This is a genomic window from Gemmatimonadota bacterium, assembly GCA_016719105.1.
Taxonomy (GTDB): domain Bacteria; phylum Gemmatimonadota; class Gemmatimonadetes; order Gemmatimonadales; family Gemmatimonadaceae; genus SCN-70-22.
This window is the reverse complement of record JADKAQ010000046.1, coordinates 282,571-308,990: the sequence shown is the minus strand read 5'-3', so window position 1 is coordinate 308,990 and position 26,420 is coordinate 282,571. Positions and strand designations below refer to the sequence as shown.

At 68.4% G+C, this 26,420-nt stretch carries 21 protein-coding genes; 11 read left to right on the top strand and 10 right to left on the bottom strand.

Annotated elements, in window-relative coordinates; genetic code table 11:
- Positions 1 to 254 precede the first annotated feature (254 nt).
- Positions 255 to 1,733, top strand: coding sequence for an amidohydrolase family protein (locus tag IPN47_25500; GenBank protein ID MBK9411335.1), 1,479 nt, complete (start codon positions 255 to 257; stop codon positions 1,731 to 1,733).
- 42 nt (positions 1,734 to 1,775) lie between these two features.
- Here IPN47_25500 and IPN47_25495 read toward each other — a convergent pair whose 3' ends face one another.
- On the bottom strand, positions 1,776 to 2,678 hold the full coding sequence (locus IPN47_25495; protein MBK9411334.1) for a protein kinase: 903 nt from the start codon (positions 2,676 to 2,678) through the stop codon (positions 1,776 to 1,778).
- Between the two features lie 211 nt (positions 2,679 to 2,889).
- Between IPN47_25495 and IPN47_25490 the strand changes: the two genes are divergently transcribed.
- The 6 genes from IPN47_25490 to IPN47_25465 all read left to right on the top strand — a co-directional run bounded on the left by IPN47_25490 (position 2,890) and on the right by IPN47_25465 (position 8,075).
- The gene (locus IPN47_25490) at positions 2,890 to 3,096 is read left to right on the top strand and encodes a hypothetical protein (GenBank protein MBK9411333.1); all 207 of its coding nucleotides are present in this window, start codon (positions 2,890 to 2,892) and stop codon (positions 3,094 to 3,096) included.
- Between the two features lie 177 nt (positions 3,097 to 3,273).
- Positions 3,274 to 3,849 carry a gluconate 2-dehydrogenase subunit 3 family protein gene (locus IPN47_25485; protein MBK9411332.1) on the top strand — a complete coding sequence of 192 codons (576 nt, stop codon included), beginning with the start codon at positions 3,274 to 3,276 and terminating at the stop codon, positions 3,847 to 3,849.
- A 3-nt stretch (positions 3,850 to 3,852) separates the two neighbouring features.
- Complete coding sequence (locus IPN47_25480) at positions 3,853 to 5,520, top strand: GMC family oxidoreductase (GenBank protein ID MBK9411331.1); 1,668 nt, start codon at positions 3,853 to 3,855, stop codon at positions 5,518 to 5,520.
- A 128-nt stretch (positions 5,521 to 5,648) separates the two neighbouring features.
- Entirely contained in the window at positions 5,649 to 6,017 is a 369-nt protein-coding gene (locus tag IPN47_25475; GenBank protein MBK9411330.1) for a hypothetical protein, read from the top strand.
- The gene (locus IPN47_25470; GenBank protein MBK9411329.1) at positions 6,014 to 7,597 is read left to right on the top strand and encodes a YdiU family protein; all 1,584 of its coding nucleotides are present in this window, start codon (positions 6,014 to 6,016) and stop codon (positions 7,595 to 7,597) included. The genes IPN47_25475 and IPN47_25470 overlap by 4 nt, the downstream gene beginning before the upstream one ends.
- A gap of 85 nt (positions 7,598 to 7,682) precedes the next feature.
- Entirely contained in the window at positions 7,683 to 8,075 is a 393-nt protein-coding gene (locus IPN47_25465; protein ID MBK9411328.1) for a nuclear transport factor 2 family protein, read from the top strand.
- A gap of 37 nt (positions 8,076 to 8,112) precedes the next feature.
- Here the strand turns inward: IPN47_25465 and IPN47_25460 are convergent, their stop codons facing one another.
- Entirely contained in the window at positions 8,113 to 9,228 is a 1,116-nt protein-coding gene (locus IPN47_25460; protein MBK9411327.1) for an alpha/beta hydrolase, read from the bottom strand.
- Between the two features lie 140 nt (positions 9,229 to 9,368).
- Here IPN47_25460 and IPN47_25455 point away from each other — a divergent pair, with 140 nt between their 5' ends.
- Positions 9,369 to 11,900: a glycoside hydrolase family 127 protein gene (locus IPN47_25455; GenBank protein ID MBK9411326.1), complete on the top strand. Its 2,532-nt coding sequence runs from the start codon at positions 9,369 to 9,371 to the stop codon at positions 11,898 to 11,900.
- 42 nt (positions 11,901 to 11,942) lie between these two features.
- Here IPN47_25455 and IPN47_25450 read toward each other — a convergent pair whose 3' ends face one another.
- The 3 genes from IPN47_25450 to IPN47_25440 are packed head-to-tail and all read right to left on the bottom strand — an operon-like array spanning position 11,943 to position 15,583.
- Positions 11,943 to 13,382 carry a sugar ABC transporter ATP-binding protein gene (locus IPN47_25450; protein MBK9411325.1) on the bottom strand — a complete coding sequence of 480 codons (1,440 nt, stop codon included), beginning with the start codon at positions 13,380 to 13,382 and terminating at the stop codon, positions 11,943 to 11,945.
- A gap of 51 nt (positions 13,383 to 13,433) precedes the next feature.
- Positions 13,434 to 14,486 carry a substrate-binding domain-containing protein gene (locus IPN47_25445; GenBank protein MBK9411324.1) on the bottom strand — a complete coding sequence of 351 codons (1,053 nt, stop codon included), beginning with the start codon at positions 14,484 to 14,486 and terminating at the stop codon, positions 13,434 to 13,436.
- Between the two features lie 35 nt (positions 14,487 to 14,521).
- The gene (locus IPN47_25440) at positions 14,522 to 15,583 is read right to left on the bottom strand and encodes an ABC transporter permease (protein ID MBK9411323.1); all 1,062 of its coding nucleotides are present in this window, start codon (positions 15,581 to 15,583) and stop codon (positions 14,522 to 14,524) included.
- 163 nt (positions 15,584 to 15,746) lie between these two features.
- On the opposite strand from IPN47_25440, the gene IPN47_25435 reads away from it, so the two are divergent.
- Positions 15,747 to 17,249, top strand: a complete 1,503-nt coding sequence (locus IPN47_25435) for an L-fucose/L-arabinose isomerase family protein (GenBank protein MBK9411322.1) — start codon at positions 15,747 to 15,749, stop codon at positions 17,247 to 17,249.
- A gap of 2 nt (positions 17,250 to 17,251) precedes the next feature.
- Positions 17,252 to 18,835 (top strand): ribulokinase, encoded by a 1,584-nt coding sequence (locus IPN47_25430; protein ID MBK9411321.1) that lies wholly within the window; start codon positions 17,252 to 17,254, stop codon positions 18,833 to 18,835.
- A gap of 50 nt (positions 18,836 to 18,885) precedes the next feature.
- On the opposite strand, the gene IPN47_25425 is transcribed toward IPN47_25430, so the two are convergent.
- From IPN47_25425 to IPN47_25410, 4 genes are all read right to left on the bottom strand, one after another.
- Positions 18,886 to 19,896 (bottom strand): glycoside hydrolase family 43 protein, encoded by a 1,011-nt coding sequence (locus IPN47_25425; GenBank protein ID MBK9411320.1) that lies wholly within the window; start codon positions 19,894 to 19,896, stop codon positions 18,886 to 18,888.
- Positions 19,893 to 20,654 carry an L-ribulose-5-phosphate 4-epimerase AraD gene (gene araD, locus IPN47_25420; protein ID MBK9411319.1) on the bottom strand — a complete coding sequence of 254 codons (762 nt, stop codon included), beginning with the start codon at positions 20,652 to 20,654 and terminating at the stop codon, positions 19,893 to 19,895. Before araD ends, IPN47_25425 begins: the two co-directional genes overlap by 4 nt.
- Positions 20,651 to 21,703, bottom strand: coding sequence for a hypothetical protein (locus IPN47_25415; GenBank protein MBK9411318.1), 1,053 nt, complete (start codon positions 21,701 to 21,703; stop codon positions 20,651 to 20,653). Before IPN47_25415 ends, araD begins: the two co-directional genes overlap by 4 nt.
- Before the next feature lie 1,026 nt (positions 21,704 to 22,729).
- On the bottom strand, positions 22,730 to 23,395 hold the full coding sequence (locus tag IPN47_25410) for an OmpA family protein (protein MBK9411317.1): 666 nt from the start codon (positions 23,393 to 23,395) through the stop codon (positions 22,730 to 22,732).
- Between the two features lie 328 nt (positions 23,396 to 23,723).
- Between IPN47_25410 and IPN47_25405 the strand changes: the two genes are divergently transcribed.
- Positions 23,724 to 23,993 carry a GlsB/YeaQ/YmgE family stress response membrane protein gene (locus tag IPN47_25405; GenBank protein ID MBK9411316.1) on the top strand — a complete coding sequence of 90 codons (270 nt, stop codon included), beginning with the start codon at positions 23,724 to 23,726 and terminating at the stop codon, positions 23,991 to 23,993.
- A gap of 458 nt (positions 23,994 to 24,451) precedes the next feature.
- Here IPN47_25405 and IPN47_25400 read toward each other — a convergent pair whose 3' ends face one another.
- Positions 24,452 to 25,816, bottom strand: coding sequence for a M20/M25/M40 family metallo-hydrolase (locus IPN47_25400; protein ID MBK9411315.1), 1,365 nt, complete (start codon positions 25,814 to 25,816; stop codon positions 24,452 to 24,454).
- Positions 25,817 to 26,420 lie beyond the last annotated feature (604 nt).

Below are 26,420 nucleotides of genomic sequence, written 5' to 3'. Positions count from 1 at the left end.
GCACGTAGCGGCAAGGGCGCCCGTGCGCCGGGACCTGCGTGCGTAGCGTCGCGCGGGGCGCGGCGACAGTTTCCTTGCGCGCGCCTTCTCGCGCACGCTCCGTCGCGCGCGTCGTCGCGCCACGCCACGTCCCGTTCCCGCCGATCGCCGTGCGTCCTACCCTCGCCGTCCTCGCCCTGTCGGCCGCGCTCGCGGCCTGTGCCAAGTCGCCCGATTCCACCCCCGGTGCGACCGCCATCACGATCACCAACGTCATGCTGATCGATGGCACCGGCGCCTCGGCGCGCGCCGGTGCGGTGCGCATCGTCGGCGATACCATCGCCGACGTTGGTTCCGAAGTGGGGCCCGCGCCCGGCGACTCGATCATCGATGGGCGCGGACTCGTCCTCGCCCCGGGCTTCATCGACACGCACTCCCATCACGCCTCCGGGCTCGGCGATTCGCCCGATGGACTGGCGGTCATCAGCCAGGGGATCACGACGGTCATCGGCGGCCAGGACGGCGGGCACCCGATGCCGTTAGGCGCGGCGCTCGATTCGCTCGCGCGCAAGGGGACGGTGGCCAACGTCGCCTTCTACGCGGGACACGGGTCGATTCGCGACGCGGTGATGGGAGCCGACTTCAAGCGCGTGGCCACACAGGCCGAAGTCGACAGCATGGCCGTCCTCCTCAAGCGCGAGCTCGACGCCGGCGCCCTTGGCCTCTCCACCGGGCTGGAGTACGACCCGGGGATCTACTCGGCGCGCCCAGAGGTTTTGCAGCTGGCGAAGGTCGCCGCAGCCGCCGGGACGCGCTACATGAGCCACGTGCGTAGCGAGGATCGCTGGTTCTGGGACGCGATCGACGAGATCATCACCATCGGGCGCGAAGCCAAGCTCCCGGTGCAGATCAGTCACGTCAAGCTGGCGATGGTCCCGCTGTGGGGGCAGGCCGACTCGCTGCGCCGCGTCCTCGACCGGGCGCGCGCCGACAGCATCGACATCACCGCCGACATCTATCCGTACCCGTACTGGCAGTCGACGCTCACCGTCCTCTTTCCCAAGCGCGACTTCGACAATCGCGCCGAGGCCGAGAAGATCCTGCGCGAGATCGCCACCCCGGAAGGACTGCTCCTCGGTTCGTACGCCCCCAACCCGTCGTATGCCGGCAGGACCGTCGCCGAGATCGCCGCCGAGCGCAAGGAGGCGCCAGCGGTCACGCTGATGACGCTCATTCGCGACGCCGAGGCGATGCGCGCCGAGCGCGAGAAGACAGGGAAGGGCGAGGGGACGGTGGAAAGTGTCGTCGCGACGTCGATGGACGAGAAGGACATCGCCACGTTGATGGCCTGGGACCACACGAACATCTGCTCCGACGGCGGGCTCGATAGCGCACATCCGCGCGGCTTCGGCGCCTTCCCGCGCGTCCTCGGGAAGTACATCCGTGACGGCAAGGTCGTCTCGCTCGAGGAGGGGGTGCGCAAGATGACCAGTCTGGCCGCGCGGCACGTGGGGCTCACGCGCCGCGGAACGCTGGCCGCCGGCAACTACGCGGACATGGTGCTCTTCGACCCGGCGACGGTCGCCGATCGTGCGACGACCAAGGAACCGCACCTGACCTCGGTGGGGATCGCGCGGGTCTGGGTGAATGGGCGCGAGGTGTATCGCGACGGGAAGGCGACCGGTGTCCGGTCCGGCACGGCGATTCGCCGTCAGGGGCAACGCCCGGAGGCGCCGCCCGCCGAGCCGCGCTGACCGCCGACCCGTGGCGTCAGCGCGGCGTGCCCGCCGTGCCGCCTAACGCGGTTGCGCCATCGGCTCGGCGGCCGGCGCGTTGCCCTCGGCGGCTGGCGCATTGCCGGCGGCGGCGACGCGCATGACCATGAAGAGCCCCACCGCCGACACGATCAGGATGATCAGGATGATGAACCCGCCGATCAGCTTGGTCGTCAACGAGAGCCCGCGCTTGGGCCCCTCGTTGGGAGGGCGCAGCGCGAGTTCGAGATCGGCGGGGCAGGCGAACTGCTGCGCCGGGTCGGGGGAGACGGCCCGCTGCAACGCCGCGTCGACCGACGGCGGCACCTCGGGGCGACGCGTGCGCACTGAAGCCCCGCTCGCCCCGATCGCCGGTGGTGCCCCGGTGAGCATCTCGATCGCGATGGCGGCCAGCGCCCGCTGATCCCCGCGGGCGTCGCACGCGGTCTCGGAGGCGATCGCATGCGCGAGCCCCACGTCGCAGATCGCCACCTCGCCCTCATGCGTGACGAAGATGTGGTCGGTGGTGAGGGCGCCGTGGACGAACTTCTCCTCGTGCACGAACTGCAGCGCCTGCGCCGCGCTGCGCGTGAGGCGGACGGCCAGATCGATCGGGAGGGTGCCGTCGCGCGTGAGGCGCTCGCGCAGCGACTCGCCCTCCGGGGCCGTGGTGGCGAACCAGAGCGTGCCGTCGAGATCGCCGGCCTCGATGAACTGCGTGACCCACGGATGGCGAATGCGCCCCAGGCGTGCCGTCGCGTTGAGAAAGCGCGCCGCGCCGAGCGACGCGGCGAGCGACGGGCGAACGACCGAAAGGCGCACATCGCGCGTGAGCCGCATGTCGCGGGCGTGATAGACCGTGCGCAGGTCGTCGGCGCCGACTTCGCGGTCGATCTCGTAGCGGTCGGCGAGCGAGGCGCGCAGCGCGTCGATGGGGGATGTCACGCGGGCAGGGGCCAGTGGGTGAGTCGTCGGGCGTGTCGCTTCTCGTGCCGCACCAGGCGCGAGTGCAACGGGAAAGATGGCGCACCGATCGTCGGGGGCAATTCGGCGTGTCGTCTTTCGCAGGGATTTTCCGACTTCTCGAGTGGGCGGTCGCAACCGCGACGGCGCGGCAGCCGCGGGCCGCCAGACACGATGCATTGGGGAGGGGGGAATGATCGACACGAGTCCGCAGGTCCGGATCGCACTGAAGCCGTTGCTGGAGACGGCGGTCGGGTTGGAGGGTGAGGCTCGGCGCGAATGGCTCGACGCGCTACGCTTCGAGTGTCCCACGGTCTCACGCGCGCTCGAGGGGCTCATGCGCGAGCGCATGGATGCCGCGCCCGACGCGCGGGGAACCACGCTGTACCAACGCGCGTGAGTCGCGCCTGCGTGTGTCGTGCGTGGGTCGTGCGCGCGTCGTGCGCAATTCGCATGTCCAACACGTCTGCTTCGCTGCTGATTCGCGCGGAGGCGACTTGACGTAGCGTTCCCGCTCGACAGTCTTGGGGGGGCCCCGATCTCGGGGGCGTGACACGTCCATCGACCCCCCTCGCCGATGACGATCTCCCGTCGTGTCTTCCTCGCCGGCGCCGCTGGCGTGGGCGCTGGCTGGCTGCTGCTCGACTGGGCGCAGGTGGACGCAGCGCTCGCGCACGCCGCGCACGCGGTCCAGCAGCGTCCGGCGCCGCCGTTCACGCATCTCGCGCCTGACGAGGCGGCCGAGCTGGCGGCGGTCGCGGCGCGCATCCTCCCGACGACCGACACCCCCGGGGCCACCGAGGCCGGGGTGATCTACTTCATCGACCGGGCGCTGGGCGCCGAGCAGCGGAAGGCGCTGCCGACGATGCGTGCCGGGATCACCGACCTGCGAAGGCGAGCCGCCAGGCGCAAGCCGGGGACGACGACGTTCGCCGCACTCCCCGCCGCCCACCAGGACGCGATCCTGGCGGAGATCGAAAAGGGGGAGTTCTTCCAGGGGATGCGCTTCGCCACGATGGTGGGGATGTTTGGCGATCCATCGCACGGCGGGAACCGGGGCGGCGTCGGCTGGAAGCTCCTGGGCTTCGAGCACCGGGCCTCGTACGAGGCGCCCTTCGGCTACTATGACGCCGAAGCCGCGCGGAGGCGTTAGGCGATGCCCCAGTCGTACAGCGTGAAGTACCCGCCGTCGGCGGTCGTCGACTTCGTGATCGTCGGCTCAGGCGCCGCCGGCGGCGTGCTGGCCAAGGAGCTGTCGGTGGCCGGCTTCGCGGTGGTGGTGCTGGAGAAGGGGCCGCGCCTGCGCCCCGAACAGTTCGCACACGACGAGTATCGGTACCTCTTCCAGAACGAGATCGGCTTCAAGACGCCGGTCACGTGGCGCGAGCATGCCAAGCAGGTCGCGACACCGGCGAGCTTCAACGACGGGATGCGCGGGATCTGGGCGGCGCAGGTGGTGGGGGGGAGCAGCGTGCACTTCACCGCCAACTTCTGGCGCTTTCGTCCGGTCGATTTCGACGAACGCTCGCGCCTGGGGGCGATTCCCGGGGCGTCGCTCGCCGACTGGCCCATCAGCTACGACGACCTCGAGCCGTACTACACGAAGGTCGACTGGGAAGTCGGCGTGTCGGGGGCGGCGGGGGGGTGGGGAGAGCCGCGGCGTTCGCGTCCCTATCCCGTCCCGCCGCTCCCGGTGAAGTCGGCGGGCGTCCTCTTCGAGCGTGCGGCGAAGAAGCTGGGGTGGCATCCATTCCCTGCGCCGATGGCGATTCTCTCGCGGCCGCACAACGGGCGCGGCGCGTGCCAGAGCTGCGGCTTCTGCATGGGCTACGGCTGCGAGTTCGGCGCGAAGAGCTCCACGCTGGCGTCGATGATCCCGATCGCCGAGCGCACGGGGCGGTGCGAGGTGCGGGCCAACTGTCACGTGCGCAAGGTGGAGCTGGACGCGAAGGGGCGCGCCACGGGGGTGATCTACTTCGACGCGCAGGGGAAGGAGCAGCTGCAACGTGCCCGCGCCGTCGTCCTCGCCTGCAACGGCGCCGAGACGCCGCGCCTGCTGCTCATGTCGAAGAACAAGCACTTTCCCCAGGGGCTCGCCAACTCGTCAGGCATGGTCGGCAAGCACCTGATGTTCAACGGCGGGGCCATTGTCCCCGGGTTGTACGAGCACCCGCTCAACGAGTACAAGGGGGTGCAGGTCACGCGCATCGCCCTCGACTGGTACGACTCCGACGCGAAGCGCGGCTTCTACGGTGGTGGCGGGCTGGATGCGCGCGCCGACCTGACGCTGCCGATCTTCTGGGGACTGGCCGGCGGTGCGCCGGGGCAACGCAACTGGGGGAGCGACTACAAGGCATTCCTCGCGCACAACTTCACGCGACAGATGTCGGTGATGGGACACACCACCTCGCTCCCGGTGGAGTCCAACACCATCACGCTCGATCCCACGCTCACCGACGCGCACGGACTCCCGGCGATTCGGGTCACCTACCGCGACCACGAGGACGACCTCAAGATGACGCGCTTCATGCAGGAGCGGGCGCGGGAGATCCACGTGGCGGCCGGCGCCAAGCAGGTGGTCGACTTCCCGGTCGGCGTCTCCACCTCGGCGGCGCACCTGTTAGGCACCTGCCGCATGGGGAACGATCCGAAGTCGAGTGTCGTTGATCGGTTCCACCGCACGCACGACGTGCGCAACCTCTTCATCTGCGACGGGAGCAGCCTGGTGACCTCGGGGCGCGGGCAGCCGACGATGACGATCATGGCGCTCGCGTTTCGCGCGGGGGAGCATCTCGCGGCGTTCGCGCGCAGGGGCGAGATCTGACCGATGCTGCGGCGGCGTCGCGCGTGGGTCGACGCGTCGACCACGGAGCGCGCGTGCCCGTGACGCGTCAGGCGCCGACGCCCCACGGCGCGGCGTCGCCCGCCGTGGCGTTCGCGCGGATCCCGTCCATGGTGATCGTGGCAGCGATGGCCAGCGTTGCGCTCAACCTCCTGGTCTGGTTCGCTGGGAGTCGCATGGGGGAGATGGTGATCGGGCGACGTGAGGTGGCGTTGTTCAGCGTGATTGGGGCGATGGCCGGCGGGGCAGTCTTTGCGGCGCTGGGGCGATGGGCCGCGCGCCCCGTTCCTCGCTTCACCCTCCTGACGGTGGTCGTGTTGGTGCTCTACGCCTTCGGCCCACCCAGCGCCGCGTATGCGCCGTACATGGAGGGGGCCGCCGTGTTCAACATGACGACCGTCGTGGCGACGGAGGTCATGCACCTGGTCAGTGGCGCCTGCGCCTACCTCGCCCTCACGCGCGGCGCGGTGGCCCGATGACGCGCCTCACGTTCGACAACCGTTTCGTTAGCGAGCTGCCTGGCGATCCCGATCGCTCCATGCAGCGCCGCCAGGTGCAGCGTGCCTGCTGGAGTGCGGTGCGCCCCACGCCGGTGTCGGCCCCAGTCCTGCTGGCGCACGCGGCGGAGGTCGCGGCGCTCGTCGGATTCGACGAACACGACGTCACCTCGCCGCGCTTTGCCGAGGTCTTTGGCGGCAACGCGCTGTTGGAGGGGATGGAGCCGTACGCCGCCTGCTACGGCGGGCACCAGTTCGGGAGCTGGGCTGGCCAACTCGGCGACGGGCGCGCCATCACGCTCGGCGAAGTGATCAACGCCGCCGGCGAACGGTGGGAACTGCAGCTCAAGGGGGCCGGGGCCACGCCCTACTCGCGCACGGCAGACGGACGCGCCGTCCTGCGCTCCTCGATTCGCGAGTTCCTCTGCAGCGAGGCGATGCACCACCTCGGCGTCCCCACCACGCGGGCCCTCTCGCTCGTGTCCACGGGCGAGCCGGTGATGCGCGACATGTTCTACGATGGCAACCCGCGCATGGAGCCGGGGGCGGTCGTTTGCCGTGTGGCGCCTTCGTTCATCCGCTTCGGCAATTTCGAGATTCTTGCCGCGCGTCACGAGCTCACCCTGCTCGCGACGCTCGTCGACTTCACGATCGATCGCGACTTCCCGCACCTGGTGCAGGATGTTGCCGACGTCACCGCGCGGCGCGCGCGCTGGTTTGCCGAAGTCTGCGAGCGCACGGCGACGCTGATGGTCGAGTGGATGCGCGTGGGCTTCGTCCATGGCGTGATGAACACCGACAACATGTCGGTGCTGGGGCTGACGATCGACTACGGCCCGTACGGATGGCTGGATAACTTCGACCCGCACTGGACTCCCAACACGACGGATGCGTCGGGGCGACGCTATCGATACGCGCAACAGCCGGCGATTGCCCAGTGGAACCTCGAGCGCCTGGCCGCTGCGTTGCGCCCCCTCTTCGAGCACGATGCGCCGTTGCAGGAAGGAATGGACCGTTACGTCGATACCTTCACGGGGCGCTATGCGGCGATGATCGCTGCCAAGTTCGGGTTGACCGGATGGGGAGACGGCGACGAGGCCGTCGCCGACAGTGGGCTCCGCCTGCTGCAATTGGCGGAAGTGGACTACACGAACTTCTTCCGCGCGCTTGGCGAGTTGGGCGATGCGCTCCCCGATGACGATGTGGCGTTGGTCGATGCGCTGGGCGACGCGTTCTACGATGACAACAAGCGAGCATCGCACGGCGCCGCGTTGGCGGCGTGGCTGCGCGCTTGGCACCGGCGCGTAAGTCGCGAGGGCGAGCCCGCCGCGCAGCGGCGAAGCCGGATGCATGCCGCGAACCCGCGCTACGTGCTGCGCAACTACCTGGCGCAGCAGGCGATCGACCGCGCCGAGTCGGGGGATGCTGCGGGGGTACACGAGTTGCTCGAGGTCATGCGGCGCCCGTACGACGAACAACCCGGGCGCGAGGCATTCGCCGCGCGGCGCCCCGACTGGGCTCGGCACAAGGCGGGGTGCTCCATGCTCTCCTGCAGTTCGTAGGGCGATCACCTGCGTCGCGCGGGGCATCTCGTGCCCGCCGAGGCGCGGTGATAAGCTCCGGTACCCTCCGACCGGACCACTCCGCGTGACCGACCCCATCGCTGCCTGGCACGACATCCTCGATCGGCGCGACGCCTCGGCGTTAGGCAACCTGCTCGCCGACGACGTCACCTTTCACTCGCCGGTGGTGCACACGCCGCAGCGCGGCAAGGCGGTGACGACGATGTACCTCACCGCCGCCTTCTCGGTCTTCGCCAACGAGACGTTTCGCTATGTGCGCGAGGTGATCGGGGCGCGCGATGCCGTCCTGGAGTTCGTGACCGAGATCGACGGCATCACGGTCAACGGCGTCGACATGATCCACTGGAACGACGACGGCCGGATCACCGACTTCAAGGTGATGGTCCGGCCGCTCAAGGGAATCACGGTGGTGCACCAGCGCATGGCGGCGATGCTCGAGGCGATGCAGCGCGCGTGACCGGCGTTTCACGCGCGCGACAGGCCCGCGTCGGGCACTACTTGGCGGCGCTGGCCTTCTGCAACGCGGCCTTGGCCCGGGTGCTGTTGGGGTAGAGCTCCGTGTTGAGCTTCAACAGCTCGACCGCCTTCGCCTTGTTGCGCCCCATCTCGATGATCGCCAGAAGGTCGACCATCCCCTCCGGCGGGAGGAACTGGTAGCCGAGCTGTCGCGAGATCTTCGCGAAGTGCTCCTGCACGTACGCCGGGCTTTCCAGCGCGCGGAAGAGGTCGGGCTGAAAGCCGTCGAAGATGAAGCGCAGCGCGTCGTACTCGGAGATGAGGGGGACCGACCCGTGGCTGTCGTTGGGGTAGTAGCGAAACGCATAGCGCACCCCCGATGCGTTCCCCGCCTCCACGATGGCATTGAGCCGCACGATCGAATTGTAGTGCGGGTTGTCGATGGTGTCGGTGGCCACGAGCGTATTGGCCTGTGTCACGACGAGCGTGCGCCCGGGAGCGGTCGCCTTGCCAAAGAAGGCGGGTGCCTGCTTGAGGAGGCGACGGTCGTCCCACCAGAGGCTCGGGTCGATGGCGACGTAGGCGTTGAAGACCTCCGGCATGGTGTACAGCGCCTGGAAGGCCATCAGGCCGCCTAACGAATGCCCCACGAATACGCGATACGGCGCGGTGCGATACGTCGCGTCGATGTGCGGGATGAGTTCACTCCTCATGAAGTTGAGGAACTTCGGGCCGCCCCCCGTCATGCGGAGCGCGGTGTCGGCCTTTCCCTCGAAGTCGCGCGCGGCCTGCGTGGGCGTGAGGTCGCGCATCCGGTTGGTGTTGGGGATGGCGACGACGATCATCTCGGGGACGACGAAGGTCCCGTTGACCCCCGTGCCGAGGATCTGCAGGAGACCGGTCACCGAGTGGAAGTGCGCGTCGCCGTCCAGCAGGTAGAGCACCGGGTACCCGCGCTTGGTGTAGGTCGTGTCGCTGTACGACGGAGGCGTATAGACGAGGTAGGGGCGCTGCTCCTTGAGCGTGGGCGAGAAGATCGAATCGATCTTGCCGATCGTCACGCTTCCGGCGGCACCCCCTTGGGCGCGTGCCGACAGCGGGACGATGGGAAGCGCCAGGGCGAGTGCGAGAATCCAGCGGGCGGGGCGACGCATGAGGGTCCGGGTATGGGAGACGCCACGTTACCGCCCACCGTCGAGGCTGTCCACCGGGCGGGCGCGTCTCGACTTGCCGCGGCGCGCGGCGCGACGGATTCTTGTAGCGCGCCCGGTCCCTTCATCCCGCCCGCCCTGCCATGGACAACGCTCGTCGCGACTTCCTGAAGACCTCGGCGACCACCACCGCCGCCCTCACCATCGGCGCCCTGGTCCCCGACACCGCGACCGCGGCCGACGCGCCCTCCGTCGAGGCCACCGCGACGGCCGCCGCTCCTGCCGAGACGCCGGCGCTGGCCATGGAAAAGAAGCTGGTCAAGGCGCGGCCCGTCCCGCTCGGACGCGTGCGCCTGACGGGGGGGCCGCTCAAGCACGCGCAGGACCTCACGCGCGAGTACCTGCTGGCGCTCGACCCCGACCGCATGCTCGCGTACTACCGCGAGCGCGCCGGGCTCACGCCAAAGGCCAAGGGCTACACCGGGTGGGATGGCAACGGACGCAACCTCACCGGGCATATCGCCGGGCATCACCTCTCCGGCGTTTCGCTGATGTACCAGGCCACGGGCGACGTGCGCTTCAAGCAACGCGCCGACTACCTCGTGCGCGAGCTCGCCGAGGTGCAGCGCAAGAACGGCGACGGCTACGTGGGGGCGCTCGAAGGGCTCCGCGAATCGTTCGCGCGGCTGTCCAAGGGAGAGATCAAGTCCGGCTCGTTCGACCTCAACGGGCTCTGGTCGCCGTGGTACACGCTGCACAAGACGTACGCCGGGCTGCGTGATGCCTATCGCCACACGGGCAATGCGCAGGCGCTGCAGGTGGAGATCGCCTTTGCGGCGTGGGCCGAAGGCGTGCTCAAGCCGCTGAGCGACGAGCAGGTGCAAAAGATGCTGCTCACCGAATTCGGCGGGATGAACGAGATCCTGGCCGACCTCTACGCCGACACCGGCGACGTGCGCTGGCTCACGCTGTCGAAGCGCTTCGAGCATCACGCCTTCACACAGCCGCTCAAGCGGCACCAGGACAACCTCTCGGGGAAGCACGGCAACTGCCAGATCCCCAAGCTCATCGGCTCGGCTTCGCGTTATGCGTATACGGGGGAGATGGAGGACATCGTCGCGGCGACCTTCTTCTGGGACCGCGTCGTGAGGCACCACAGCTACGCCAGCGGCGGCCACGGGCTCAATGAGTACTGGGGCCCCCCGGATGTGCTGAGCACGCGCGTCGACGGGCGCGCCGCCGAGACGTGCAACGTGTACAACATGCTCAAGCTGTCGCGGCGCCTCTTCTCGCTGCGTCCGGATGCGGCGTACGCCGACTTTCACGAGCGCGCACTGTTCAACCACATCCTGGCCTCGATCGACCCGAACGACGGGCGCACCTCGTACATGGTGCCGGTGGGGCGCGGCGAGCAGCAGGAGTACCAGGACATGCAGCGCGACTTCACCTGCTGCGTGGGGTCGGGGATGGAGAGCCACGCCCTGCACGGGCTGGGCGTCTGGTACGAGTCGCGCGACACCATCTGGCTCAACCTGTTTGTCCCGTCGACGGCGGAGTTCACGCTGGGCAAGGCGAAACTGGCGCTCGAGACGTCGTTCCCCGACGGCGACTCGGCGACGGTCACGGTGACGTTGCCGGCGCCCAAGGCCTTCACCCTTGCCGTACGCCGTCCGTTCTGGGCGGGCGACGGCTTCACCATTGCGGTGAACGGGACGCCGATCCCGCAGCCGAAGTTCGAGACGTTGAGCGATCCGGTGGCCGGCGGGCGCGCCGGCGGGATCGGCAACGAGTCGACCGCACCGTCGAGTAGCTACGTCAACGTCACGCGCACGTGGAAGTCAGGGGACACCGTCTCACTCGTGATGCCGAAGTCGTTGCACCTGGAGCCGACGCCCGACGATCCGCGCGTGACGGCGATCATGTGGGGGCCGCTGGCGCTCGCGGGCGACATGGGGCCGCGGCTCGCCGACATCGACGAGAACGCGCAGACCACGCCGCGCACCCCGGTCCCGATGCTGGTATCGACGTCCCGCACCGTGACCGACTTCGTCGAGCTGGCTGGGAGCGCCGGCGACTTCCGCATCCGGCGCGTGGCGCGCCTGCCGGAGTCCAACGCCGTGGCCCCCGACATCGCGCTCGCCCCGTTCCATCGCACGCACCGCAAGCGTTACTCGCTCTACTTCGACCTGCTCACGCCGGCGCAGTACGACGAGAAGCTGGCGCTGCTGGCCGCGGCACGCGACGCCGAGTCGCGCATCGAACGGGCGACGATAGGCAAGGTGGTGGCTGGCAACACGGACTCGGAGAAGGCGGCCAACTACCGCAGCGACCCCGCCGACCGCCCCGTCGGGCGCAACGAAGGACGCACGCAGCGCAATGGCCTGGGATGGTTCTCCTACGACCTCCCGGTCGAGGGCGACACGCAGATGGCGCTCGTCATCACGCACTTCGTGGAGCCCGGGCTTCCGCCGCAGTTGGGCCCCTTCGACATCCTGGTCGATGGCACGAGCGTGGGGCCGCACGCGCCCAACTACTCGGCGTCGGGCTTCTACAAGGCGACGTACCCCATCCCGCAGCAGCTCACGCAGGGAAAGGGGGTGGTGACGGTGCGATTCCAGGCCGTGGGAAGCGGGCGGATCGCGCCGGTGTTCGAGGTGCGTACCACGAGGCGTTAGGCCCGCGGCCGTTGTCGCCGGCGGTGCGCGCCGGCGACCAGCTTACGCCAGCCCGGCCATCAATCGCAGCAGCCCATCCTGCGTGGCCTGTTCGCGCGTCACCTCACCCCGCAGTGTGCCGTCGCGCAGCACCAGGATGCGCGACGACAGCGTGAGCAGCTCCGGGAGCTCGCTGGAGATGAGGAGGATCGCCGCCCCCTCCGCGGCGCGCTGGTCGATCCATGCGTGCAACTCCGCCTTGGCCCCCACGTCCACGCCACGCGTGGGCTCGTCGAGGATGAGGAGCTCGCTGTTGGCGGTGAGCCATTTCGAGAGCACCACCTTCTGCTGGTTGCCGCCAGAGAGCGACGACACCAGCAGCTCACGCCCCGTCGCGCGCAACGACACGCGCGCGAAGCTCGCGTCGACGGCGGCGCGCTCGGCCTGGCCATCGACCCAGCCGGCGCGCGCGAAACGCGACAGCGTGGGGAGCGTCGCGTTCTCGCGCGCGCGCATCCCCAGCACCAACCCCTGCTTCTTGCGATCCTCGGGGACGAAGCCGAGTCCGTGCCGCATGGCATCGCGTGGATTGGCGATCGTGACACGCTTGCCGCGCACGAAGATCTCGCCGCGTGACGCGGGGTCGAGACCGAAGATCGCCTGCGCAATCTCCGAGCGCCCTGCCCCTACCAGCCCCGCCAACCCCACCACTTCGCCGGCGTGCACGCTGAACGAGATGTCGGCAAACCGTCCTGGCGAGGTGAGCCGCTCGACGCGCAGCCGCTCCTCGCCCCGCGGTGTGGTGGCGTGCTGCGGATAGTAGTCCGCCAGTTCGCGCCCGATCATCTGCCGCACCAGCGCCGCTTCGGTCAACGCTGACGTCGGCTGCGTGGCCACGTGCTGCCCGTCGCGCAGCACCGTGATGGTGTCGCACAGCGCGAAGATCTCCGGCATGCGATGCGACACGTAGAGCAGCGTCACACCCCGGGCGCGCAGCGTGCGGATGAGCGCGTACAGTCGCTCGGACTCGGCGTCACCTAACGAGCTGGTGGGTTCGTCGAAGACGATGACCTTGGCCCCTTCCCCCACCGCCGCTGCAATCTGTACGAGCTGCTGCTCGGCGACGCTCAGCGACGACATCTGGCGCGACGGGTCGATCTGCGCACCGGCGGCGGAAAGCAGCTCCTGCGCCCGCCGCCGGAGCGCCGCGGCGTCGACGAAACCGTAGCGATGCGGGAGCGAGCGCAGGCACAGATTGTCGCCGACGGTGAGGTTGTCGCAGAAGGCCAGCTCCTGGTGCACCATCGCCACGCCGGCGCCCAGCGCGTCGCGCGGCGTGCCGAAGCGCACCGGCTGGCCGTCGAGCTCCACCGTCCCGCCATCGGGGTGGTGGAGCCCCGAGAGGATCTTGCCTAACGTGCTCTTTCCCGCGCCGTTCTCGCCGCAGATGGCGTGGCACGTCCCCGGCGCCACGTCGAACGAGACGTCGCGCAGCGCCACCATCCCGGGAAAGCGCTTGGTGACGCCACGAAAGCGGACGCGCGGGACGCTCACCTACTTCTCGAGCGCGAGGTACTTGGGATCGACGTCCGAGAAGCCCCACTCCTTCAACTGTCGCGCCCACGTCCCGAGGTTGTCCTTCGACACGCGCACCAGCTCCATCTGCACCATCGCGGGCGCCGGCTTCTTGAGATACACGTGGTCGAAGATCGTCTTCACCGACACGTAGCCCCAGCTGTACGTGGGCTGCGCAAAGAGCACCGGGGCCAACCCAGACTCGACGTACGCCAGCTGCGCCGGGAGGCCATCGACCGAGACGATCTTGATCTTCTTGGGATCGAGGTCGGTGAGGAGCGTGCGCGTGAACAGCGCCCACCCGCCGATCATCACGATCCCGTTCACCTCGGGATACGCGTTCTTCATGCGCAGCACTTCGGCCGCGGCGTCCTGCGGCGTCTCGGCGTGGTAGAAGGCGTCGACGATGGTGATGCCGGGATACTTGGCCGCCGTCTCGCGCACTCCCTTCACGCGGTTCTGCAGGTTCGGCGCGTTCTGGTTGCCGGCGATGATGGCGATCTTCCCCTTGCCTCCCATCTGCGTTGCCAGCTCCTCCATCACCTGCGTCCCCATCTTCACGTCGTCGCCGCCGTAGAAGGAGAAGCGCTTGGAGTTGGGGACGTCCGAGTCGAAGGTCATGACCGGGACGCCGCGATCGACCGCCTCGTTCACCGCGCCGGTCACCTTGGCGGCGTCGCTGGCCGAGAGGAGGATGGCGTTGGCGCCGGAGTTCACCGCCTCCGAGATGCGCTGCGACTGCACCGCACCGTCTTCGTTAGGCGGAGTCAGCCAGTCGATCTTGACCGTCACGCCGTGCTCCTTCGAGAGCTCGGCCGCGGCCGCCTCGGCCCCCTGTCGCCCGGAGAGGAAGACCGGGTTGGTGGAGCTCTTGGCGATCATCGCGATGGTGAAGGTCTTCCCCGCCGGGGCGTCGCCCTTGGCCGCCCCCGCCTCGCCGCCACCACCGCCCCCGCAGGCCACGAGTGCAATCGATGCAGCGGCGAGCGCCGGGCGCGACGCCCGCGTGATCCAGGAAGTCAGGGAAGACATGAGACTCAGGGTGAAGGGAAGGGCGTGCGGTGGCGTCAGGCAGGGGCCGAGAGCTTCTCGGCCAGCTTCTTCCACCCGCGCTGGTCGAGCACCACCGCCACGATCAGCGCCGTGCCGATGATGATCCATTCGTAGTTCTGGTCCAGGTGCAACGTGCGGATGGCCTGGCGCATCGTCACGATGAGCAGCGCGCCGAGCATCGCGCTGATTGCGCTCCCCTTGCCGCCGGAGAGCGAGGCGCCGCCCACCACCGCCGAGGCCACGACATACAACTCGTACCCGTTGGCGTCGGAGGAGGTCGCCGAGCCGTAGAAGGCCGCACCCAGGAAAGCCGCGAAGCCGGCGGCCAGCCCCGACAGGACGAAGACGCCGAGCGTGATGCGTGAGACGTTGAGCCCGGAAAAGCGCGAGGCCTCGGGGTTGCCACCGACGGCGAAGATGTGCCGTCCGGCCACCGTGCGCGACAGGTACACGCCGCCCGCGATGGTCACCAGAAGCATGCTGAGCAACGGCACCGGGTAGAGCGCGGTCCCCAGCCCCAGCGGCGCCTTGGCCACCGCGGTGAGCGGTGTGGGGATGAGGATGCTTTCGGCGCGACTGATCACGAAGGCGATGCCGCGCACGATCCACATGGTGCCGAGCGTGATGATGAACGGGTGCACGCCGAGGCCGATGACCATCACGCCATTCGCCAGCCCGCACACGAGGCTCACGGCGAGGCATGTCCCGAGCCCCAGCAGGACGGTCATCGCCGGGTCCATCGGCCCGACCGCCCGCAGCACCATCGCCATCGTCACCCCGGCGAGTGCGTAGATCGCGCCGACGGAGAGGTCGATGCCACCGGCGATGATCACCAGCGTCGCCCCCACGCCCATGATGGCGAAGGCGCTGGCGTCGGTGGCCATCTGGATGAGCGTGTAGCGGTTGAGGAAGTTATTGACGCTCTGGTTGGTCTGTGGATCGATGTGCGACCCAGCGCTCAGCGTGAGCGCGGTCCCCAGGAGCAAGAGCACCATGACGAGCCCGAACTGCTGCGAGCGCAGGACCGATCCGCTGAGCCGATTGAAGAGCGAGGGCGGGGTGTCGGCGTTCGTCACGTCGAAGGGTGCACGGTGTGAGGTGAGGGGGGCGCGACCAAACTTACCGGTGGTCCCTAGGGCGTCAACGCGGCCGGCGGGAGGGGCGCGTTCGCCTATAGCGTACCCCGGGCGTCGCCTGTAGCGTCTACGGCGTTCTCAACCCGTCATCACTGCTCCCGTCATGGCCATCACCAAGCTCGAATCGAACGTCGGCGGCAAGGCTCGCGTCGCCCGTGAACGACAGTCTGCCGCGCGGCAACAGCTCGCCGCCCCTCCGCAGCGCCGTGTGACGCTCGGCGTCATCGTCGGCAATCGCGGCTTCTTCCCCGGTCACCTCGCCGCCACGGGGCGCGTGGAGATGTTGCGCGCCCTCGAGGAGGAAGGGATCGACGCCGTCATCATCGACGCGGAGGCGACGAATCACGGCGCAATCGAGAGCCGACAGGAGGCCAAGGCCTGTGCTGCGCTGTTCAAGAAGCATCGCGAGCAGATCGACGGCGTCGTCGTCACCCTCCCCAACTTCGGCGACGAGCGCGCGATTGCCGATACGTTGCGCCTGGCGGGACTCGACGTCCCCGTCCTCATCCATGCCACGTCGGACGACCCGGCCAAGATGAAGATCGATCACCGGCGCGACGCCTTCTGCGGCAAGATGTCGGCCTGCAACGTCCTCTCGCAGTACGGCATCCGCTACTCGCTCACCTCGGAACACACGCAGCGCCCGGAGTCTGCGGGCTTTCGCCGTGACTTGCGCCAGTTTGCCGCGACCTGTCGCGTGGTGAAGGGGCTGCGCGGGGCGCGCATTGGCGCCATCGGCGCGCGCCCGGCGGCGTTCAAGACGGTGCGCTACAGCGAGAAGATCCTCGAGCGTGCCGGCATCTCGGTGGAGCCGATCGACCTGTCGGAAATCCTCGGACGCATCGGCCGCCTCAAGGACAAGGACTCGGCGGTGCAGAAGAAGCTCGCCGAGATGACGGCGTACGTCGACACCAGCGGCGTCCCCGACGCCGCGTTGATGAAAATGGCCAAGCTCGGGCTGGTGATGGATCGCTGGATGCAGGAAGTCGACGTCACGGTGAGCGCCGTGCAGTGCTGGACCTCGCTCGAGGAGTTCTTTGGCGTGGTGCCGTGCACCCTCATGAGCATGATGAGCAATGCCAACCTGCCGAGTGCGTGCGAAGTGGACGTGATGGGGACGATCAGCATGCTGGCGCTGACGCTCGCCTCGCAGACGCCGGCCGCGCTGCTCGACTGGAACAACAACTACGGCGACGATCCCAACAAGGCGGTCTGCTTCCACTGCAGCAACCTCCCGCGCGACTTCTTCGAGGCGCCGGTGATGGACTACCAGGAGATCATCGCCGGGACGGTGGGGCGCGAGAACACCTATGGGACGATCGTCGGCAAGGTGAAGGCGGGGGCGATGTCGTTCGCCCGCTTCTCCACCGATGACCGCACCGGCGCCATTCGCGGCTACGTGGGCGAGGGGCGCTTCACCAAGGACAAGCTGTCAACATTTGGAGGGGCCGGCGTGGTGGAGATTGCCAACCTGCAGCCGCTCCTGCACCACATCTGCCGCCAGGGGTTCGAGCATCACGTGGCCGGGACCTTCTCGCACGTGGCCGACGCGGTGCACGAGGCCACCACGCAGTACCTCGGCTGGGACGTCCTGAGGCACGCCTGACCATGACGATCGTTGCCGGAGTGGACTTCGGAACGCAGAGCGTGCGCGTGTCCATCGTGGACAGCGTGAAGCGGGTGATCGGGCACGGCGTATCGGAGTACCCGGTCAAGCGCGACCGCAACGACCCCGACTTTGCCACGCAGTCGCACGACGCGCACATGCGCGCGCTGGTGGACGCGATGCAGAAGGCGTTGCAGTCGGCGGGGGTGAGCGGGAGAGAGGTGCAGGCGATCGCGCTCGACACCACGGGTTCGACGGTGATCCCCGTTGGCGAAGGGCTGGTCCCGCTCGACGACTACTACCTGTGGTGCGACCACCGCGCCAAGGACGAAGCGGCGCGCATCACGGCCATCGCGCACGAACTCAACGTCCCCGCCATCGACTGGTGTGGCGGCGTGTACTCGTCGGAGTGGGGCTTTGCCAAGCTGCTGCACTGGCTCCGGCACAACCCCGACAAGCGCGACCGCCTGGTCACGGCGCTCGAGCATTGCGACATGGTCGCCGCCGTGCTCTGCGGCATCACCGACCACCGCCAGGTGCCACGTAGCATCTGCGCGATGGGACACAAGTGGCTCTGGAACGACCTCTTTGGCGGCTTTCCGCCCGAGGAGTTCTTCGTTGCCGTCGATCCGCTGCTGGCGGGCGTTCGCGACAAGCTCGATGGCCCGTACCACACCTCCGACCACATCGCCGGCGAGCTGTGCGAGGAGTGGGCGACCGCACTCGGCCTGACGCCGGGCATTCCCATTCCGGTCGGGGCGTTCGATGCGCACTGGGACGCGATCGGCGCGGGGATCGCCGAGGGGGACATCGTCAACGTCATCGGGACGGCGACCTGTATCATGGGGGTCGCCGAGGACGTGGGGCTGGTGCCGGGTGTGTGCGGCGTGGTCGACGGCTCGATTCACCCGGGACTCATGGGGATCGAGGCCGGGCTCTCGGCCTGCGGCTACCTGTTCGAGGCGCTTGCCTCGCGCACGGGGCGCAGCGTGGGCGAATTGTCGAAGGAGATTGCCGACTATCGCGGCGGGCAGACGGGGTTGTTGCGCCTGACGTGGGACAACGGCGACCGCACGGTGCTGGTGAACCCCAACCTTGGGGGCGTCACGTTAGGCTGGAACCTCAACTCCACCGCCGAGGATGACCTGTTCTCGGCCATCGAGGGGACGGCGTTCCATACGCGCATCATCATCGACCGCATGCGCGAGCATGGCGTGCCGGTGCGGCGGGTGATCCACGGCGGCGGCATTCCGCAGAAGAACGAGGTGCTCAACCGCGTCTATGCGAGCGTGCTGAACCTTCCGGTGCTCGTCCCCGAATCGTCGATCACGTCGTTAGGGTCTGCGATCTTCGCCTTTGTGGCGTGCGGGGCGTTCGACACGGTGGAGGAGGCGCAGGCGGCGCTGTGTCCGGGGTATCGCGAGGTGCTGCCGGATGCGCGCGACGTGGCGGTGTACGACCGGTTGTATGCGCTCTATCGCGAGCTGTACTTCGCGATGGGGGTGCCGGATTCGGGGCCGGCGGCGATAGGGCATGTGTTGCCGGCGCTTCGAGCGATTGCGGCTGAGGTGCGGGCCGCTCGTTAGGGAGCGTGGAGGCCCGCGAACGAAGTGGCGCGCCGCTTGGAAGGGGCGCGCTATTTCTTGGGGGAGTCCAGCGCCAGCAACCCATTGAGCACCGCCCTCGGCGCCAGAAACGCCGACCCATGCCGAATCCCCCGCGGCGTGCGCAACGAATCACGATACGCGTCAAACGTGACGAAGTCCTGCGTGCGCACCGCACCGTAGTGCCCGCGCGTGTACTCGTCGTAGTACACGTACCACCACCCGCCCGTCGCCAGGATCGACGGCCCCTCGGTGTGCAGGTCGGTGAAGGCGGGCGACGCCGGGCCGTACGGCCCGGTCGCCTTGTCGGCGAAGGCCACGCGCAGGTTGCGACGCTCGGGAAAGAAGGTCTCGTCCTTCATAACCAGCACATAACGAGCGCCGACCTTGGCGATCGTCCCATCGATCGTCGGGTAGCCGCCGTCGTACAGCAGCTTGCCGGGCGCAAAGGTGACGAAGTCCTTCGTGGTCGTGTAGTACAGCCGATGGTCGGCACGCCCGCGCGACGTCTTTTCGGCGAGTGAGTCGGTGGCCGGAAAGCGCCCCGGAATCGAGGTGGACCAGACGATCACGAACTCGTTGGTGGCGTCGTCGAAGAAGAGGTCGGGGGCCCAGGCGTTGAGCGCGTTGGGCTCGTGGTCCATCACGCCGATGCGGCGCTGCTCCGACCAATGGATCAGGTCCTTCGAGTGCGCGACGCCGATCCCGCGATCGGTCCAGGCGATGGTCCACGCCATGTAGAACGTCCCGTCAGGTGCACGCAGGATCGACGGGTCGCGCATCAGCGCTGCCTTGGTCTCCCACTCCTGCCACCCGACGCCATTCCCGGTCACGGCGGGTGTGAGGAGGGAGCGCCCGCCGTTGATCGGCTTCCACGTCGTCCCGTCCTCGCTGTACGCCAGGTGCAACCCGTCGTCGCCGTTGCGCGTGAAGTACGAGAAGAGCATCGCGTCGTCGGCGCGCGCCACGCGCGGGTTGGGCGCGGTGCGGCAGCCGACGACGAGCGTCGCCGCCAGCGCGCACGTCCACAGGTGGCGCATCACGTCTCCTGCCCGTAGTACGCCTTGGCGCCGTGCTTCCGCAGAAAGTGCTTGTCGAGCAACGAGGCGTTCACCGGACGCGCGTCGGGCGAGAGGGTAAGCGTGTGATACGCCATCGTCGCCACCTCCTCGAGATAGGAGGCGTTGTCGATCGCGTCGGCGATGGTCGCCCCCCAGGTGAACGAGGCGTGATTGGCCACCAGCACCGCCGGCATCGCCATCGGGTCGAGCGACTTGAAGCGCTTCACGATCGCCAGCCCGGTGTTGAGTTCGTAGTCGGTCGCGATGTCGGCGGCCTTCAGCGGCTTGGTGACGGGAATGGCGCCGTGGAAGTAGTCGGCGTGCGTGGTGCCAAGGCAGGGGATGGGACGCTGCGCCTGGGCAAAGACGGTCGCGAACATCGAGTGCGTGTGCGCCACGCCGCCGATGGCGGGAAAGGCGCGATACAGGGCGGCGTGCGTCGCGAGATCCGACGACGGTCGCAGCGTTCCTTCCATCACCACGCCTAACAAGTCTGTCACCACCATCTTGGCCGGGGTCAGCGCGCCATACGGCACCCCGCTCGGCTTGATGACGATGAGCCCCAGCTCGCGATCCACGGCGCTGGCGTTGCCGAAGGTGAAGCGCGCCAGTCCGCGGCGGAACAGCTCGATGTTGGCTTCGCACACCGCCTCGCGCATGGCGCGCGACGCCTTGGCCGGCGTGCGAGTGCCGCTGCGGTAGGGGCCCACCCCCTTCCGGGGACTGCGCTCTCTGCTCATGCGATCCCCGCGCGCGTCTTCGCGGCCGCGATGATCGCCGACATCGTGTCGCGGTGCTTGGTGAAGGTATCGTCGACCACCTGCAGCGTGGGGATCGCGCTGGGGTTGAGCCCCAGCGTCTCCTGGTTGAAGCGCCCGAAGCCCCACTCGTGGACGCCGCTGCTGCCGCGTCCCGGGGCCGGCGCGCTCAGGTGCGAGAAGAAGCGCGAGTACTTCCGCCAGAGCGGCCCGTTGCCGGCGTGATAGACGGGGATGAAGGCGTGCTGCGCGTCGTAGGGCATCTCGCCCACGCCCAACACCTTGGGGTACTTGGCGCGCAGGTTCTGCACCAGCAACCGCGTCCCTTCGTGCATGTCGCCGTTGGTGCTGTTCACGTGCCCACCCACGATGTCCAGGAAGTACGCGTCGACGCCAAAGCGTTCGATGGTCTCGGCGATGCGCCCTTCCATGTACTGACGCCAGGTGTCGTCGCCCAGATTCATGTAGGTGAGCCAGCCGTCCTGGTGCCGGTCGTTGTTCCAGTCCACCCAGTTCAGGTTGTAGATGTCGCCGTCGATCTTGTGCGTCGCCCCGCTCTTGACCTTGTCCCAGGCGGGCTGCTTGCGGTTCGCCGAGTTGGTGCCGTACATCGGCATCATCCTGAAGCCCAGTTTCTGCGCTTCGGAGATGAGGGTGCGAAAGCCCGCTTCGCCTCCCATGCGGGCTGGCACGGTGTAGTTGGGGTAGTCCCAGTAGTAGCGCCCATCCCACGACGCCAAAAAGACGAGCACCCGCTCGGCAGGGATCTTCGTCGCCACCCAGCGCAGGATGGCGAGCTGCTGCGCGTAGTCGTTGAAGATGAAGCCGGTGAAGTGCTGCCCGTGCATCGTCATCACCAGCGCGGTGTTGCGCATCCACGCCGGGACGTCGGTGCGGCTCTCCCACGTCGGGATGCCGAAGGCGCGCTCGATGTGCGCCATGTGCAGCGCGATGGCTTCGTCGAGCGTGGCGGTGTGTCCCAATTGCCAGGTGGGGACGACGACACGTCGTGTCGTTGCGCCACCCATCATGTTCATAGATCGCTTCGGTGCGGAAGGCGCGCTCGCCGGCCTGGAAGTAGTAGCGCTTGGGGCGCACGCGCGTGTCGCGCGTGGTGAGGTAGAGGAAGTCGTTGTCTCCCGCCTTCACCACCGCCAGCGGCGTGTTCATGCTGTACGGGACCTGCGCGCCGTGCAGGTCGCCTGCTCCAAACGTGTAGCCACCCAGCAGGTCGCCGTCCTTGGGATCGATGAGCGCGCCGCCGCCGAACGACACGTGTCCCCGAGGAACGTCGCGAATCACCGTCGTGATCGAGCGAATGGAATGCGGTAGCTCGGCGGTGATGTCCCAGTCGATGGTGCGCCCAGTGCGGCGAAACTTGACGCTGACGGTGCCGGGTGACTTTTCCTGTCCGCCGGCCCAGACGAGTCCCGAGCAGGTGAGCTCGAGCGCGTCGGCGTTGCCGCTGGCGCGCATAGCCGAGCGATCCATCGCGTAGGTGTTCTCTTCGGTGAAGAAGAGGAACGAGAAGCGATGATCGCCAAAGACGACGCCGGGCTCGGGGAAGTCGAACGAGAACTTCATCAGCGAGTCGCCGCGCGGCGGGATGAAGACCTCGCTGGTGGACGAGAGCTCGACGATGTCGCCGGGGGCGTACAGGTCGCGCACGGCGAGTGGTGCGGGGACCGCTGGAGTCGCGCTGGCCCCAGTATGGGTCGCCCCGGCGCTGAGCGAGTCGAGCGGGACGAGGGCCCCGGCACTCACGGCACCAACGGTCTTGAGCCAGTCGCGGCGCGAGAACGGTTCGGTCATCTCTGCACGGATATGAGGAAGCAGAAGTATCGTGCCGGCCGTGGAGGGTGTCGAGGTGCGGGTGAGGATGTGGGCGCACGGACGACGCGCAGGGGCGGCCCGCAACGGAGGCAGTTGCACGACGCGTGTTGCAGTCGCCCACGGTCGGCACCCTGCACGACGAAACGCTGGCCCGGCAATCGCCGGGGCCAGCGTTTCAATGGCACGGCCGAGGGGCGCGTGCGCCCGCTCGGCAAACGACTACCTCACGATGCGCCGCTCGAATAGATCGCGACTTCGATGCGGCGATTGCGCTGGCGTCCCATCTCGGTCTCGTTGGAGGCGACCGCCTCCATCTCGCCCCGCCCCGAGGTCCGCAGGCGGTTGGCGCCGACGCCCTGCATGGACAGGTAGCCCGACGCCGAGTTGGCGCGGCGCGTCGACAGGTCCTGGTTGTAGGTCGTACTGCCGAGTGCATCGGTGTGCCCGACGATCAGCAGGCTGGTGTTGGGATACTTCTTCAAGCTTGCCGCGAGGTTCTGCAGGTTCTGTGCGGCGTCTGAGCGGATCGCGTCGGAGTCGAAGTCATACAGCAGCCCCGAGGCGAAGGTCACCTGAATGCCTTCGCCCACCCGTTCGATCGTCGCGCCGGGGATCTCGAGCTTGAGCTCCTTTGCCTGTTGATCCATCTGGTGGCCGATGATGGCGCCAGCCGTTCCGCCGACCACGGCGCCGATGATCGCTCCCCGGGCAGTCGAGCCGGTCTGGTTTCCGATGACACCGCCGACGGCGGCGCCAGTGGCGGCACCGATCGCGCCTCCCTTCTGCTTCCGGCTGAGCGACGAACACGCCGTGGTGGCGAGGGCAACGGCGACGAGGACCGCGCCGAACACGGGACGCGTTGGGGCGTGGAATGACCAAGTGCTAGGCATAACCAACCTTGTGGTGTCGAGAATGCGTCTGTGCCGGAGCGAACGAGTCGCCCCGAGGTGCAGGTCGCGCACGACAACCGCCTCCGCCTGCGACGCATACGGAGGTTAGGCCCTGGGGGAACCGCTCACCATCGCTCGTTGGGGCGCTGGGCGTACTCGCTCCAAGGAGCGAGTGCCGCATCGCACGACGACCGCTCGTCGGAGCGATGTCCTCGCCCGGCGCCGCTTCACATACTGCGTGGCGACATCTGCCTGGCGCAGCACGCTGCCGGCATGGTGTGGGGTCCGGTGTGCGGATCCCGAAGGACGGCTCTTCGTGGAGGACGAAATGGACCTGCTCACCTGGCTTATCGTTGGACTCGTCGCCGGCCTGCTGGCCAGCGCGGTAGTCGGAGGGATCGGATATGGACTCGTCGGCGACATCGTCGTGGGAGTCGTGGGGGCAGTCCTTGGCGGCTGGATCTTCTCGGCGCTTAGTGTGACCGTGCCGCTCGGCGGGCTGCCGGGGACGATCCTGGTTGCCTTCATCGGCGCGGTCGTGCTGCTGTTGCTCATCCGGATGCTCCGTCCGGGTCCTGGGAGGCGCTCGACGTCGTAAGCGTCGAGATGCCGCGCGCCCCCGCCGTCGCAGGGAGCGACGGCGAGGGCAGAGCGGTGCGGAGCGCCTGGCCTATCGCCCGAAGGCAGGACCCAGAAAGCCCCACGGATCCAGCAGCGCGTCCACGGGGCCCACGCACGGGCGCGGCGCATGGCGCGCCAGATCGTCGCCGGACCCGTCAGGGCGCGATCGTACGACCACTCGCGCCGGGAGGTCACCACGAGCCGTCGTTGATCGCACTGGCCCGAAATCGACCATGTGGTCCTCCCGTATGCGCATTGCAGTTCCCCGCGTTGACGATCTCTCCAGCGTACCGGTCGAGGTCATGCGCGTCCATCGCTCGCAGGAGTGAAATGCGGGCGAGCGCCGCGTACCGGCGTCATCCAATGCCACGCGGGCTCCTCGACCGGAGGAGCCCGCGTGTGGAAACGCCAGCGAAACGTGCGTGGCCGGGCTCGTTAGGCCGACGCCAAGGCGTAGAACAACTCGACGTAGCTGCGGACCGCGCCATCGAGCCCCGCCACCTTGGGATTGGTCGAATCGACGAGGAAGAACTCGTCAGGCGCATGGGCGCCGCCGCCGTGCCCCAGGCCGAACTGACCGGCCGGGAGCCGCAACGGCGCACCGGTGAACGTGACGCCGGGCCACGACCCTGCCAGGCGCGGCCAGAGCGTCGGCTCCGTCCCCAGCTTCTTGTAGGCGCCCGCCATCGCGGCGACGAGCTTCGCATCGGCGGGGGTCTCCGTGGGATCGTAGCCCCCGGTCATGTTCACCTCGATGTCGCCAAAGCCATGCTTCGCGAGGTGCGCCTTGAGCAGCGCCAGCGCATCCTTCGCCGTCATGTCGGGGACGAGGCGCATGTCGATCTTGGCGACCGCACGGTGCGGAAGGATCGTCTTGCCGCCGGGCCCGGTGTAGCCCGCCACCAGCCCTTCGATGTTGATCGTGGGCTGCGAGACCAGGCGGATGAGCGACTGTCGCCAGGGCTCGTCGTCGATGAAGTGCTGCACGCCGAGCCCCTTCTTCGTCATCGCCTCGTTGCGCTTGGGGATCGCGGCGTCGATGATCTTCATCTGCTCGGGGGTGATCGGCTTCACCTTGTCGAAGAAGCCCGCGACTGCCGGCGTGTGCCCATCGGCCTTGACCAGCGTGTTGAGCGCCTGCACGAGGTGCCACACGGGCGAGTCGATGTGCGCCGCGAGGCTCGAGTGTACGTCGAGCTTGGGGCCGCGCCCCCACTTGTCCCCGGTCGAGACGAGTTCGAGTTCGACGATCCCCTTGGCGCCGAGGTTGATCTCCACCGAGCCGTCGGGCGACTGCGTGCCTAACGGGATGATGATTCCCACGCACTTCTTGAGCGCCGCCTCCACCTGGGGCTTGAAGACGATCTCGCGGAAGTTGGGCGACCCGATTTCCTCCTCACCCTCGGCGACTAGGACGATGTTGACCGGTGGCTTGCGGCCGGCGGCCTTGAAGGCGTGCAGCGCCGCGAGAAAGGCGGTCTGCGGACCCTTCGTGTTGGTCGCGCCGCGCCCGATCATCACCTTGCCGAGCCCCGGACGGTCCACGAGGCGCCCCTCGAGCGGCGGCGAACTCCACTCCTTCGGGTCGAACTGCTTCACGTCGTACATCATGTAGACCGCGAGCGACGTCGGGGCGCCGGCGTCGAGTGTCGCGAAGACGCCAGACTTCCCCGCGGTCGGGATGACCTCGACATGCTGGAAGCCGGCGTCGCGCGCCAGCTTGGCCATGTAGTCGGGGCCCTGCGGATAGTTCAGGTTCTCGGCGGCAATCGACGGCAGGGCGATCCACTCGCGCATCATGCGCACGGTGGCCTCGTGCTGCGCCGTGATCTGCGCGACCACCGCATCCTGCTCGGTCTCGAGGAAGGCGAAACGGTGCCCGTCGCCCAAGGCAAAGAGGGCGGCGCTGGCGACGGAGCCGTGCAGAAAGTCGCGGCGGCTCACGTCGCCGAAGGGAAGTCCGGTTGCGTCGTTGTGCTTGGGGTCCACCTGGTGGCTCCTGTGCGAGTGCAGGTCGTGCGCGGGGAGTGGCAGCGGGGCGTGGTCGCGCGATCCCGGTCGTCGGGCGAGACGCGCGGTCGCGGAAGGGACGTCGCGCCCTGTCCAGCGATCACCGCACCGAATGTGTGGCGCGTTGGCGCGGTACGCCACTCGCGCTCAGCTGTACGAATCCATGGAAGCGCCGACCGTCTGCTCGTCGAGGAACTGGCCGCCGCTGAGCGCCCTGCCGCTGCGAGTGGTCCGTCGAGGTGATGGTCACCGCGCGGCCGTTCGCCGACGGGCGCGTACCGGTGAAGTCGGGCGAAACGGATCGTCTTTCGGTAGCTTCCCTTCGTGCGGCGGGGGCCCCTCCGGTTGACGGGGCCCTCGTTGCGTCCCTGGCGCTCCACGACCACCCGTTGCC

Bases quoted from the DNA above. Each gene is read 5' to 3' on its own strand.
- IPN47_25500 (MBK9411335.1), top strand. From the start codon at position 255: ATGCTGATCGATGGCACCGGCGCCTCGGCGCGCGCCGGTGCGGTGCGC.
- IPN47_25490 (MBK9411333.1), top strand. From the start codon at position 2,890: ATGATCGACACGAGTCCGCAGGTCCGGATCGCACTGAAGCCGTTGCTG.
- IPN47_25485 (MBK9411332.1), top strand. From the start codon at position 3,274: ATGACGATCTCCCGTCGTGTCTTCCTCGCCGGCGCCGCTGGCGTGGGC.
- IPN47_25480 (MBK9411331.1), top strand. From the start codon at position 3,853: ATGCCCCAGTCGTACAGCGTGAAGTACCCGCCGTCGGCGGTCGTCGAC.
- IPN47_25475 (MBK9411330.1), top strand. From the start codon at position 5,649: ATGGTGATCGTGGCAGCGATGGCCAGCGTTGCGCTCAACCTCCTGGTC.
- IPN47_25470 (MBK9411329.1), top strand. From the start codon at position 6,014: ATGACGCGCCTCACGTTCGACAACCGTTTCGTTAGCGAGCTGCCTGGC.
- IPN47_25460 (MBK9411327.1), bottom strand. From the start codon at position 9,228: ATGCGTCGCCCCGCCCGCTGGATTCTCGCACTCGCCCTGGCGCTTCCC.
- IPN47_25455 (MBK9411326.1), top strand. From the start codon at position 9,369: ATGGACAACGCTCGTCGCGACTTCCTGAAGACCTCGGCGACCACCACC.
- IPN47_25450 (MBK9411325.1), bottom strand. From the start codon at position 13,382: ATGGTGGCGCTGCGCGACGTCTCGTTCGACGTGGCGCCGGGGACGTGC.
- IPN47_25445 (MBK9411324.1), bottom strand. From the start codon at position 14,486: ATGTCTTCCCTGACTTCCTGGATCACGCGGGCGTCGCGCCCGGCGCTC.
- IPN47_25435 (MBK9411322.1), top strand. From the start codon at position 15,747: ATGGCCATCACCAAGCTCGAATCGAACGTCGGCGGCAAGGCTCGCGTC.
- IPN47_25430 (MBK9411321.1), top strand. From the start codon at position 17,252: ATGACGATCGTTGCCGGAGTGGACTTCGGAACGCAGAGCGTGCGCGTG.
- araD (MBK9411319.1), bottom strand. From the start codon at position 20,654: ATGAGCAGAGAGCGCAGTCCCCGGAAGGGGGTGGGCCCCTACCGCAGC.
- IPN47_25415 (MBK9411318.1), bottom strand. From the start codon at position 21,703: ATGATGGGTGGCGCAACGACACGACGTGTCGTCGTCCCCACCTGGCAA.
- IPN47_25410 (MBK9411317.1), bottom strand. From the start codon at position 23,395: ATGCCTAGCACTTGGTCATTCCACGCCCCAACGCGTCCCGTGTTCGGC.
- IPN47_25405 (MBK9411316.1), top strand. From the start codon at position 23,724: ATGGACCTGCTCACCTGGCTTATCGTTGGACTCGTCGCCGGCCTGCTG.
- IPN47_25400 (MBK9411315.1), bottom strand. From the start codon at position 25,816: ATGATGCGCGAGTGGATCGCCCTGCCGTCGATTGCCGCCGAGAACCTG.